Consider the following 11,227-nt stretch of genomic DNA (forward strand, 5'->3'; position numbering starts at 1 on the left):
GGGTCGAATCGGCTCGGTCTGAGCTACATTGCGCAGGTGAGCGAAAACCTCGACCGGATAGACCGGTTGATCATCGACGAACTCGTCACCGACGGCCGTGCCACCCTCGCGACCCTTGCGGAGAAGGCGAGCCTGTCGGTCTCTGCTGTGCAGTCGCGAGTTCGACGTCTCGAATCCCGACGCGTGATCCGTGGTTACACAGCGCAGATCGATCCCGAGGCACTGGGACGGCCACTGTCCGCCTTCGTCGCGATCACCCCCATCGACCCCGCTCAACCCGATGACGCCCCGGCTCGGCTTCGTCACATCCCTGCGATCGAATCCTGTCACTCGGTGGCAGGGGAGGAGAGCTACGTCCTGCTGGTCCGCGTGGAGTCGCCTCGCAGCCTGGAGCATCTGCTGCAGGAGATCCGTGCGACGGCGAACGTGCAGACCCGGAGCACGATCATTCTGCAGACCTTCTACGACCGATGACCTCCTCCAGCACTCCGCCGACCACACGATCACGCTCCGGCGTCAGGAAGATACTGTCGGCAGTTCTGTCCTACGGAGTGGTCGCGGTCGTCATGTGGCTGCTGTACCGGACGCTGGGAAGTTCGGGGGCCGTGGCCGACGCCGTCAGCTCGATCACTCCGACCGAGGTGCTCGTCGCGTGCAGTCTCGGATTGGTCTACCTCGCGTCGATGCTGCGGCCGATGGTCTACACGTTGCCGGGCCTGACGATGGCGCAGGCAGGAGTCGCACGGACTGCCTCGCTCGCGCTCGCCAACACCGTCCCCGAGGGTGGGACCGTCGCAACGGGTCTGACATTCGGGATGTATCGGTCCTGGGGTTTCGGGGTGTCCGACAGTACGACGTCGATAGTCGCGATCGGGATCTGGACCAATCTCTCTCGATACGTGCTGATGTCGATCGGACTGGTCGTTCTCGCCGTGTCCGGCACGACGGACGGCTCGGTGGTGTGGTTCGCGGTGGGGTCGTGCGTCGTGGTCGCCGCGATCTGTCTTCTGATCACGCTGATCATCGCCAGCGACCGGTTTGCGCGCGGCGTAGGCCGACTTCTCACCCGTGGACGGGCCGTGGTGGCCCGCCGAATCTCCCGAGTCGAACCCAAGGACATGGTGGAGGTCGTCTCTGATTTTCGCGTGCACGTATCGAATCGAGTTCGGACATGCTGGCGGTCGTTGACGGCAACGATGGTTCTCTCGCAGTTGCTCGGTGCACTCGTACTCGGCGTCGCGGTCCGGATGTGCGGTCTGGGGCAGGACGAGATCGGCTGGGACCGCATCGTCGTAGCGTTCGGTGCAATGTGGCTCGCCGCCTTCGTCGCTCCGACCCCGGGTGGGCTCGGCATCGCCGAAGCTGCGCTGATCGCAGTCCTCGGCGTCGGACTCGCGGCGAGCGCTCAGGCGGAACTCGTTGCCGCGGTACTGCTGTTTCGGCTCGCGACCTGGCTGCTGCCCATTCCGATCGGTCTCGTCTCGTATCTCTACTGGAGGACGACGAAGAATTGGCGTGTGCCCGTGGCTCAACTCTCCAGTGAACGCCAGACGCGATCCGAGGACAACGGCAACTCGTAGAGCCGCGACCCGATTGCGTCCTTGATCGCATTGGCGAGCGCAGGAGCGACCGGGTTGTACGGCGACTCGCTCATCGATTTGGCGCCGAAGGGACCGAGCTGATCGTAGGTGTCCGCGAAATAGACCTCGGTACGCGGAATGTCCGCGAACTGCGGTACGTGGTAACTGCGGATCGAATCGGTGGTGACAGTGCCCTCGCCGTCGGTCTCGATCGCCTCGTACAGCGCCGAACCGATACCCTGGGCCACACCGCCTTCGACCTGTCCGCGGCATTGCTGAGGATTCATCACCGTGCCCGCGTCGGCGCTCTGCACCGACTGCAGGATGCGTACCGTCCCCGTCGACTCCTCGACCGCCACCCGAAAAGCGTGAACGTTGAACGCCAGTGATCGCGGCACGCCGCCGCTGTCACCCTCGGTGACGAGAGTTCCGCCCGCGGCGGTCAGTATCTCGGCGAGCGAGACGAACCGATCTGCGCCGCCCTGCACGCCTTCGGGACCGAGCACACACGAGTCCGGCGCACTTCCCGTCAGGCCTGCGCCGATCTCGAGTAGGCGTGTCGACATCGCTCGGGCTGCGGCGTGGAGAGCCTTTCCTGCCACGACGGTGCCCGCGGAACCGAAGGCGCCCGTGTCGTACGTGGTCGCATCGGTGTCGGATTGGCGCACCCGTATTCGCTGCGGTGACGTCGCAAGCTCGGTCGCCGCGATCTGAGTGTGCACCGTTGTCGTCCCGTTGCCGAATTCGGCGGTGCCGACGCGGATCTCGTAGTCGGCGTCCGGGAGCAAGGCAATAGACGCCTCCGAGAAGTGTCCGCGGGGCGGGATGGTGGCGATCATCGCGACGGCCATTCCCTCACCGACCTTCCATCCTTCCGGCGCGGCGACACCGTTGCCCCGCCGCAGAGCGTGCTCGGCCAGGTCGAGGCACTGGTCGAGGCCGTAACTGCCGTACACCAGGTCGTCTCCTTCGACGTGGGCTGCGACGAGTGGATCACCGGGGACGACGACGTTGCGACGGCGGAAGTCGAACGGATCGATGTCCAGTTCGCGAGCGAGGTCGTCCATGGCCGATTCGATGGCGAAGATCACCTGACCTAGCCCGTACCCGCGGAACGCGCCGGACGGAATGTTGTTGGTGTACACACTCTTCGCGTCGACCCGCTTGTTGGCGCAGCGGTACACCGCAACGGATTCTCCGCAGCCGTGGAACATCACGCCCGGACTGTGGTTTCCGTAGGCACCTGCGTCGGTGACGACGTCTATTGCCAGTGCGGTCAAGGTGCCGTCCGCGGTTGCGGCTGCAGTGACATCGACCTGGAACGGATGACGGCACGGAGAGACCGTGAACTCGTCCTTGCGAGTGAACTCGAACTGCACCGGCGAACCCGTACGCAGGACCGCCAACGTGACGATGTCCTCGGTGAGCAACTCCTGCTTGCCCCCGAAACCGCCGCCGACGCGAGCGGTGAACACGCGGACCTCGTCGCGGTCGAGTTCGAAGATCTCGCAGATCTCGTCACGGACCAGAAACGGAACCTGCGTGCTGGTACGCAGGTTCAGCCTCCCCGTGTCGTCGATCCAGCCGATCGTGCCGTGCGTCTCGAGGTGGACGTGCTGGATACGTTGCGTTCGCCACCGTCCGGTGACGACGGCGTCGGCCGCTGCCACAGCCGTGTCGACATCGCCGACGCCGCCGTGCAGTTCGGCCACCAGATTTCGCGTCGGGTCCCCGATCCGGGCGTGCTCGTCCTTGTCTCCGTGGATCTGCGGGGCCCCTGGCATCGACGCGGAGTCCGTGTCGAACACCGCGGGCAGTTCCTGATACTCGACGACGAGCGCGCGACACCCGGCCTCGGCTGCGGCGAGGGTGTCGGCTACCACCACCGCCACACGTTGGCCCGTGAAGCGCATCACCGTGTCGATGACACGGGTGTCGTCCGGGTCGTCGGACCGCTGATCGTGGCGGGCGGTGGAGAACACTCGATCCGGGCTGTCGGCGGATGTCAGGACCAACCGAACACCGGGGATCGATTCGGCCGCAGCGGTGTCGATCGCCAGTACTCGCGCGTGCGGATAGGGGCTACCGAGCACGCTGGCATGCAGAAGGCCTGCAGGGGCGAAGTCCATGGTGTACGGCTCGGTTCCCGTCACGATGCGAGTGCCTGCCGGTGCGGCCAAGGAACGCCCGTACGACGGGCCCTCGGTCACCTTCTCGGTGTTCGTGACCCCGTGCACGGCGTCGTCGATGGATCGATAACCCGTGCAGCGACACAGGTTTCCCTTCAATCGCTGCGGCAGCTCGGTCATGTCGTTCTCGCCGAGAGACGAGGCGGTGACCACCATTCCCGCCGTGCAGAACCCACACTGGAATCCGCCTGCGTCGACGAACCTGCGCTGGACGGGGTGCAAGTCGTCGGGGGTTCCGAGGCCTGCGACCGTGACGACGTCGCGGTTCGCGGCGCGGAAAGCAGGGAAAATGCAGGAGTGCACCGGTTGGCCGTCGACCAGTACCGAACACGCCCCGCAGTCGCCTGCGTCGCAGCCCTTCTTGACCTCGAAGTGCGCTTTGTCCCGCAACATCGTGCGCAGACATTGGCCGGGTCTCGGTGTGTGCTCGGTCTCGGCGCCGTTGACGGAGAATTTCACGACAGCTCCTCCAGTACCTGCAGAGCGGATCGGATGCTGATGTGTTCTCGCCAATCCGGCGCACCGTGCGGGTCGTCGTACCATGCGCTGTCGGGGATCGCCGCGTTCAGTGCGGCCCGTAGTTCGACCGAACGCGGCGGCGAGTCGAAGCGCACGACATAGGGCCGAACGGTCGAAGCGCTCACCGTCACCACGAATCGTCCGTCGCGGTCGAGGCGCCCGATCACGAGGGATGCCGATCGACCGAGCGGCGACAACGCAGTCTTCCTGAACGCCGTTCTCGCTTCGAGGGCATGAGCGGGGAGATGAATGCTTCTGACGATATCGCCTGTGCGCAGACTGTTCTCGTGTGGTCCCGTGACGAGATCGACGACAGGAACGGTGTAGTCGGTGCCGTCGACCGCCCAGACCGTGGCGACACCGTCGAGTGCTGCGGTCAGCGAGATCATCGCTCCTGCAGGAAGTGCCATGCAGATGTTGCCGCCGACCGTGGCGACCTTCCAGATCTTGTACGACGCGAGCAACGCGGTGGCGCACTGCGGAAACAGAGCCGTGGCGGGCCAGTCCCGGTCGACACGCGCAGCGGCCAGCGCCTCGATCGTGCACGTGGCAGCGATGTCGAGTCCGGTGTCGTCGACCACCAGAGGTGGCCAACCGAGGGCAGTGATGTCCACCAGTCGTCGTAGATGGTCTTGCTTCTCCGACAGCAGCCACGTTCCGCCGGCGATGACGGCGGTGCCCTCGTTGCCAGGAGGAAGTTCGGATCGGTCGGACGGAATCACGACGTCCTCGATAGTTCCCAGGTCCATCTCGCACCAGCTCTCGACACTCGAAACCTTTCGACTCCGAACACTAGTGAACAACTGTTACGGACGCGCGGTTGTGAGGCGATCCGCCGGAAACTCGTGCGAAACAACGGCACGCACAGTTCCTGCACCGTGCGTGCCACGGGGCATTGACCGCATTTAGACTGGGACGATGGCGTTCACAGGGGTTCCCTTCTCAGCACTGGATTTCTACGAGGATCTGGAAGCGGACAACAGCAAGCTGTGGTGGGATGCCCACAGAGAGGTGTACGAGAGGTCCGTCAAGGCTCCGATGGTCGAGTTGCTTGCCGAGCTCGAAAGCGAGTTCGGTAGCGCCAAGGTTTTCCGTCCGTACCGTGACGTGCGCTTCTCGAAGGACAAGACGCCGTACAAGACCCACCAGGGTGGATTCGTCGCGCGCGGTGGGAGCCTTGGATTCTACGTCCAGATCGATCCGGCCGGGCTGTACGTAGCGGGTGGTTTCTATGCCGCGACCACCGAAGGGATCGCTCGGTACCGCGAATCGGTCGACAACGAGGTGCGCGGATCCGAGCTGGTCGCTCTGGTGTCGACTCTCGCCGACTCGGGCTTCGAGATCGGCGGTGATCAGCTCAAGACCAAGCCCCGTGGGTACGAGCTCGATCACCCACGCATCGACCTGCTGCGGCACAAGTCGCTGACCGCGAGCAAGCACTTCGGCTCACCGGCATGGCTGGAAACCCCGAAAGCTGCAGCACACGTGCGTGACACATGGCGACAGCTGACTCCGCTCGTGGAGTGGTCGGCGCAGGTTCTCTAGCCCACCACTTCTCCAGCCCACCACTTCTCTAGCCCACCACCGAGTAGTTCCGCCACGCGCTGCCGGCGTCCGGGGCGTCTTCCCGCTCGACCGTCGCCTGGATCAGTCCGTACGGGCGATCGTCGGCGTTGAAGACCTCGTTCGAATTCTCGACGCCGAAACGTGCTGTGTCGTAGAGGAAATGGTGCTTGTTCGGTGCCGACATTCGAATTTCGGCGATGAACGGGTACTTCTCCAGTGCAGCCTCGCCCATTGCGTACAGCGTCTGCTGCAGAGCCAGGGACTGCAAGTTCGCGAAGCGTTCGATCATCGCGGCCTTGACCCCCTCGTAGACGCCGTCCCAGTCGACATCGACGCGTGTGTACCGCCACTGAGCTGTCAGCGAGGTCGCCATGACCCGGTCGTGGGTCGGCTCGAGCACGGTCAGTTCGTCTTCGAGGAACCCGGCGAACTCGGAACCGGTCGACTTGAGGATGATCATCTCCTTGAAGCCACTGACGACCCAGGTCTTCTGATCGGGCCCTGTACCCTCCACGGTCACCGCCGATGTGCGGATCTCCTCGCCCTTGCGCGTCCATGTGTGATCGTGCTCGACGCCGTCGACGACGACTCGCTGCCAGGTGTATTCCTCCAGCTCGATGCGTGCACCCTCGACGGGTTCGACGTCGTCCACGTAGTGACGGGCGAGGTCCAGGCCGTAACTCTCCAGGTGTAGAAGACCTTTCGACTTCGCGTAGACGTACGCTGTCTGCTTCTGAGTGTCGGTAGGCAGCACGTTCGACTGATCACCCACCAGGTGGGCGGGTGCGAAGTCTCCTCGAAGGGCGCTGGAAACGTTGATGTCGTGAATCTCATGACGTGGAGTGTCTCGGTAGATCCGGACGACACGGTTCTCTGCCTTGCCGTACTGGTTGGCGCCGAGGACGATCTTGCCGTTCAGGTCGGTCATCTCAACTCCCGCGATAGGTGGAATAGGCGAAGGGCGACAACAGTAATGGGACGTGGTGGTGTGCGTTCGGGTCTGTCACGGTGAACGACACCGACACCTCCGGATAGAAGGTGGGAGTATTCAAGACCTCGAAATAGCTTCCGGTGTCGAACGAGAGCCGATAGTTGCCCACCTCGATCGGGGCGGGCAGCAGCTCGGGAACACGACCGTCGGCATCGGTCGTCGCGGTGGCGATCTCGCCGTTCTTCGCGTGGAACAACGACACCCTGAGTCCGACGGCCGGTGCGCCGTGTACCGCATCGAGAACGTGGGTGCTGAGCCCGCTCATTCTTCCGGGCCCAGCATGCGGTTCAGGCGAATTCGGTTGATCTTGGCAAGCTCCACGCGCAACACCCGTCGTTCGGTCTCGGGATCGTTCCCGAGGCGTTCCTCGAGGATAGCGAGCAGTTCGGGTGCCGACCTGCCGGTCGCGCACACCAGATAGACGTGACCGAACTTCTCCTCGTACTTGCGGTTGCTCGCCGCGAGGGCGTCCAGCACGTCGGAGCCCGCTGCCTGCACCGCTGCCTGTTCTCGCTTCGACGATGGGTTGTCGGCCTTTCCGCCGATCCGTGGGTGGCCGTCGAGTGCCTGGTCGATCTCGGCTTCGGGGAGCTCGGCCAGCACTCGGTCCGCTCTGTCCAACAGCAATTCTCGACTGTCGAACGGCCTACCGGAGGCAACTCGACGTGCCCAGATGGACGACGAGCAGCACTCGAACAGTGCATGCATCGCCTGTCGATCGGTCAGCCTGTTGAAGCCCTCCAGACCTATCCACTCGTGTAACAAAGCATCTCGCTATCTGTGTTCGGTCAGCCGGCCGAACCGGGCCGCTGCGATCGGGTTGGCGTCGGCGACCAGGTCGTCGAACCGGTAGTTGGCGATCTTGGCGATCTCGATCATCGCAAACGAACGCTCGGCGGCGGGCGCATTCTCGATGCGAGACCACCCGTTCGCCAGTACGCGGTCGTATCGTTCGGTCTCGCGGGCGCAGATGACCAGGGGAAACCCGAAGTGTTCGCGATATTCCGATGCGAGTTGCACGATGTTCTCGTGTTCGTCCTCCTCCAGGTTGGACAGGCCGACGTGGTCGGCAGCGTTCAGCGTCCCGGTGGCGTCCTCACTGCCCAGATCCGGGTAACTGTTAATCAGTTGAAGTTGTTCCTCGGTGGTGCCCGCCAGCAGCGATTCCTGGAAGGCCTCGCGGAGGCTGTGGGCGTCGGAGTACGGCCGCTGCTGGTAGGCGCGTTCGACCACCCACGGGGTGCCCTGCACGAGACCGCCGAACGTGGCCGCGAATTCCTCCTGGGTCATCTCGTTGACCTGATCGAGCGTGATGCCCTTGCCGGGACCACCCGCCACGGTCTGGCCGCGGTTACCGATATGGAAGAACAAAACGTTGAGCACGATCGCGGTGACGGCGCCCAGGACGATCCCGCTGCCGAACAGCATCTCCAGCCAATCCGGGACACCGTCGGCGACGGTCGGTTGGATGGTCACCAGCATGGCAAGACCGAGGCTCGTCGCAACGATGATCAGGTTGCGGTGATCGGTGAAGTCCACCTTGGACAAGGTCTGTATGCCCACGACGGCAACGGTGGCGAACAGTGCGAGCGCAGCGCCGCCCAGTACGGGAGGCGGTATCGAGGCTACGACGGCAGCTGTCTTGGGTAGCAGTCCGAGCAGAATCATGATTCCGCCTGCGGTGGCGACGACCCATCGGCTCCGTACTCCGGTGAGTCGGACGAGGCCGACGTTCTCGGAGAATGCGGTGTACGGGAACGAATTGAACGTGCCGCCGATGACCGTGGCCACGCCGTCGGCGCGCAAGGTCGCGGCGATGTCGTCCTTCTTGATGCGCTTTCCGACGATCTCACCGGTCGCGTACACGCTGCCGGTGGTCTCGACGGCGATGATCAGCATGACGACGATCATCGCGATGATCGCCACGACACTGAACTTGGGTACGCCGAACAGGAACGGCTGAGTGAAGCCGACCCAGGATGCCTCGCCGGTGCCGTCGAAGTTCATGTCGCCCAGCGCGAATGCGACGGCGCTACCAGCGACGAGTCCGAGCAATACGGCGATGGTCGCCATGAAGCCTGTGAAGAAGCGCTGTATCAGCACGATGACGACGAGAGTGCCGATCGCATACGCCATCCATCGGCCGTTCGTCGGATCCTGCTCGTGCGTAGCCGGATTCGTCACCGCATCGTTGACAGCCACCGGGAGCAGTGCCACGCCGATGATCGTGATGACGGTTCCTGTCACCACCGATGGGAAGAACCTGAGGAGCCTACTGAAGTACGGCGCCATGAAGAACGTGACGAGCCCCGCGACGATGACAGCACCGTAGACGTACAGCAACCCCTCGGTGCCGCCTCCGTTGGCCATCGCGATCGCGATCACCGGAGACACACCGGCGAACGTGACGCCTTGCAGAAGAGGCAGCCGGACGCCGATCTTCCAGAAGCCGACGGACTGGATGATCGAGGCGATGCCGCACGTGAACAGGTCTGCGTTGATGAGGTGTATCAGCTGTTCGTTCGTGAGTCCGATGGCCCCGCCGATGATGATCGGCACCAGCACCGCTCCCGCATAGAATGCGATGACGTGCTGGAACCCGTACGCGGCAAGTTTCGGAACGGGAAGTACTTCGTCGACGGGATGAACTCGGCGACGCTTAGTGGGCAAGACTGACATGAGGAAACCTCGCGGTGGCAGCAGGGTGTGAGTCCTGCGACGCTGCAGGAGAAGTGCTAACAGAATCCGCTATCGCGCCCATCCTCGCCAGTCGAGGACGCACAATCTTGGTTGTGTGACGACGACGATCGTTGTGCGAACGTCCGAGACGAGAGGAACCAGGGTTGTCCGACCGAGTATCCGGCGATGTGGTCGGGGTGTTGCTCGCCGCAGGCGCAGGCTCTCGCTACGGGTCGCCGAAGGTTCTGGCGGAGGGTGGCGCATGGCTCGACAGTGCGGTCGCTGCGCTCGTCGAAGGCGGGTGTGATCGTGTCGTCGTCGTGCTCGGCGCCGCGGACGTGCCCGTCCCCGATGGTGCTGTCTCGGTGCACGCGTCCGACTGGCGAGACGGAATGAGTGCCTCGTTGAAGGCCGGGCTCGTAGCTGCAGCGGGTGCGGTCTATGCCGTGGTCCATGTCGTCGATACCCCCGATGTGGGCGGCCGCGTCGTGCGTGCGGTGCTGTCGGCGGCGAGGGCGTCGCCGTCGCATCTGGCGCGGGCGACGTTCTCCGGGGCTCCCGGACATCCGGTGGTGTTCGGCGCCGAGCACTGGGACGAGGTCGTCGCGACCGCGTCCGGTGATGCGGGAGCCCGTGAATTCCTCAGGGGGCGACCCGACGTCATCGGAGTCGAATGCTCGGAATGGGCGACGGGTGTGGATCACGACTACCGCTGAGACGTCCTCGAGCTGAGACGTCCTCGAGCTGAGACGTCCTTGACTCGGTCGGATCGATCCCGGCAAGATGTTGCGCATCGTCGCGTGTCGATGGCGGACTGCGTCAGGCATGGAGGCGTCGTACTGCCGGAGGCAGCATGATCGCGCACAGAATGTCCATATCGTTCGACCACACCATCATCGTTTCGAAAGACCGCTCTGCATCGGCACTGTTCTTTCGGGATCTGTTCGACCTACCCGAAGCTCAGTCGTGGGGGCCGTTCCTCAACGTTCAGCTCACCGACGGCACCCTGATCGAGTTCGCTGAACCGCCTTTCGACGAGATCCAGTTCCAGCACTACGCATTTCGAGTCAGTGACGAGCTCTTCGATGCGGCGTACGAGCGGATCGCCTCGGATGGTGTGCAGCACTGGGCGGATCCGCAGATGAAGAAGCCGGGGGAGATCAACCACGGTCACGGCGGGCGAGGCGTGTATTTCCGCGATCCGACCGGGCACTTCTTCGAGATGCTGACACAGCCGTATCTCCCCAATTCCGCGTCGCTAGAACGTGATTGATAGGTCGGCCCACAACGTCCTCTCCGCAAGCGCGGCGTTACCACTCTCTACGGTTCGACCACCCCTAGCTATCAGTATCCGTGACGGACGCAGTCGCCGTGTCGCGGTCGCCATCTCTCCGTCAGAACGGTGGTGGTCGGCGTTTTTCGCGTTCGGCGGCGATGTGTCGGTGTTGGAGGTATTTGGTGCGGAGGTAGGTGGCGTCGGCGCGGGCTTGTGGGTCGGTGAGGCGTGCGAGGTCGCCGAGGGTGGGTGCGTTGGGGTCCCAGGTGGTGTTGGTGTGGGTGTCGGTGATGTGGGTTTCCCACCAGGTGGGTTCGTAGAGTTCTTCGGGTGGGGCGGTGTGGAGGGCTCCGGCGGGGGTGGGTGTGTGGGGGTCGGGTGTGTCGAGGTCGATTGTGTAGTGCTGGCCTTCTGTGGTGTTGGTGAT

The 11,227-nt window shown here is 63.9% G+C and carries 11 protein-coding genes and 1 pseudogene; 5 read left to right on the top strand and 7 right to left on the bottom strand.

The features are described from left to right. Positions 1–36 precede the first annotated feature (36 nt). Both RY1_RS28500 and RY1_RS28505 read left to right on the top strand, forming a co-directional pair. Positions 37–474 (top strand): Lrp/AsnC family transcriptional regulator, encoded by a 438-nt coding sequence (locus tag RY1_RS28500; protein WP_072807427.1) that lies wholly within the window; start codon positions 37–39, stop codon positions 472–474. Next, positions 471–1,580: a lysylphosphatidylglycerol synthase transmembrane domain-containing protein gene (locus tag RY1_RS28505; protein WP_072807414.1), complete on the top strand. Its 1,110-nt coding sequence runs from the start codon at positions 471–473 to the stop codon at positions 1,578–1,580. Before RY1_RS28500 ends, RY1_RS28505 begins: the two co-directional genes overlap by 4 nt. On the opposite strand, the gene RY1_RS28510 is transcribed toward RY1_RS28505, so the two are convergent. Both RY1_RS28510 and RY1_RS28515 read right to left on the bottom strand, forming a co-directional pair. Next, positions 1,529–4,228, bottom strand: coding sequence for a molybdopterin-dependent oxidoreductase (locus RY1_RS28510; protein WP_072807415.1), 2,700 nt, complete (start codon positions 4,226–4,228; stop codon positions 1,529–1,531). The genes RY1_RS28505 and RY1_RS28510 overlap by 52 nt on opposite strands. Next, positions 4,225–5,037 carry an FAD binding domain-containing protein gene (locus tag RY1_RS28515; protein ID WP_072807416.1) on the bottom strand — a complete coding sequence of 271 codons (813 nt, stop codon included), beginning with the start codon at positions 5,035–5,037 and terminating at the stop codon, positions 4,225–4,227. Before RY1_RS28515 ends, RY1_RS28510 begins: the two co-directional genes overlap by 4 nt. A 169-nt stretch (positions 5,038–5,206) precedes the next feature. On the opposite strand from RY1_RS28515, the gene RY1_RS28520 reads away from it, so the two are divergent. Next, entirely contained in the window at positions 5,207–5,833 is a 627-nt protein-coding gene (locus tag RY1_RS28520; protein WP_072807417.1) for a DUF2461 domain-containing protein, read from the top strand. Positions 5,834–5,861: 28 nt separating this feature from the next. On the opposite strand, the gene pucL is transcribed toward RY1_RS28520, so the two are convergent. Genes pucL through uraD (RY1_RS28540) form a run of 4 tightly spaced genes read right to left on the bottom strand, consistent with a single transcriptional unit; the run spans position 5,862 to position 9,524 of the window. Next, positions 5,862–6,782, bottom strand: a complete 921-nt coding sequence (pucL, locus tag RY1_RS28525) for a factor-independent urate hydroxylase (protein ID WP_072807418.1) — start codon at positions 6,780–6,782, stop codon at positions 5,862–5,864. Position 6,783: 1 nt separating this feature from the next. After that, complete coding sequence (uraH, locus tag RY1_RS28530) at positions 6,784–7,110, bottom strand: hydroxyisourate hydrolase (protein ID WP_072807419.1); 327 nt, start codon at positions 7,108–7,110, stop codon at positions 6,784–6,786. Continuing rightward, positions 7,107–7,610: a 2-oxo-4-hydroxy-4-carboxy-5-ureidoimidazoline decarboxylase gene (gene uraD, locus RY1_RS28535; protein WP_072807420.1), complete on the bottom strand. Its 504-nt coding sequence runs from the start codon at positions 7,608–7,610 to the stop codon at positions 7,107–7,109. Before uraD (RY1_RS28535) ends, uraH begins: the two co-directional genes overlap by 4 nt. Before the next feature lie 9 nt (positions 7,611–7,619). Further along, complete coding sequence (gene uraD / locus RY1_RS28540) at positions 7,620–9,524, bottom strand: 2-oxo-4-hydroxy-4-carboxy-5-ureidoimidazoline decarboxylase (RefSeq protein ID WP_072807421.1); 1,905 nt, start codon at positions 9,522–9,524, stop codon at positions 7,620–7,622. 164 nt (positions 9,525–9,688) lie between these two features. Between uraD (RY1_RS28540) and RY1_RS28545 the strand changes: the two genes are divergently transcribed. Together RY1_RS28545 and RY1_RS28550 are read left to right on the top strand one after the other, a co-directional pair. Then, on the top strand, positions 9,689–10,240 hold the full coding sequence (locus tag RY1_RS28545; RefSeq protein WP_072807422.1) for a nucleotidyltransferase family protein: 552 nt from the start codon (positions 9,689–9,691) through the stop codon (positions 10,238–10,240). A gap of 152 nt (positions 10,241–10,392) precedes the next feature. Next, positions 10,393–10,797, top strand: a complete 405-nt coding sequence (locus tag RY1_RS28550) for a VOC family protein (protein ID WP_072807428.1) — start codon at positions 10,393–10,395, stop codon at positions 10,795–10,797. 121 nt (positions 10,798–10,918) lie between these two features. Here the strand turns inward: RY1_RS28550 and RY1_RS30270 are convergent. Further along, positions 10,919–11,227 (bottom strand): annotated as a pseudogene (locus RY1_RS30270) (hypothetical protein); the annotation flags it as partial.

It is taken from the genome of Rhodococcus yunnanensis NBRC 103083 (assembly GCF_001895005.1).
GTDB classification, from domain to species: domain Bacteria; phylum Actinomycetota; class Actinomycetes; order Mycobacteriales; family Mycobacteriaceae; genus Rhodococcoides; species Rhodococcoides yunnanense.

Excerpts from the sequence above, each read along its gene's own strand:
- RY1_RS28515 (WP_072807416.1), bottom strand. The coding sequence starts at position 5,037 with ATGGACCTGGGAACTATCGAGGACGTCGTGATTCCGTCCGACCGATCC.
- uraD (WP_072807421.1), bottom strand. The coding sequence starts at position 9,524 with ATGTCAGTCTTGCCCACTAAGCGTCGCCGAGTTCATCCCGTCGACGAA.
- RY1_RS28520 (WP_072807417.1), top strand. The coding sequence starts at position 5,207 with ATGGCGTTCACAGGGGTTCCCTTCTCAGCACTGGATTTCTACGAGGAT.
- RY1_RS28505 (WP_072807414.1), top strand. The coding sequence starts at position 471 with ATGACCTCCTCCAGCACTCCGCCGACCACACGATCACGCTCCGGCGTC.
- pucL (WP_072807418.1), bottom strand. The coding sequence starts at position 6,782 with ATGACCGACCTGAACGGCAAGATCGTCCTCGGCGCCAACCAGTACGGC.
- uraH (WP_072807419.1), bottom strand. The coding sequence starts at position 7,110 with ATGAGCGGGCTCAGCACCCACGTTCTCGATGCGGTACACGGCGCACCG.
- RY1_RS28550 (WP_072807428.1), top strand. The coding sequence starts at position 10,393 with ATGTCCATATCGTTCGACCACACCATCATCGTTTCGAAAGACCGCTCT.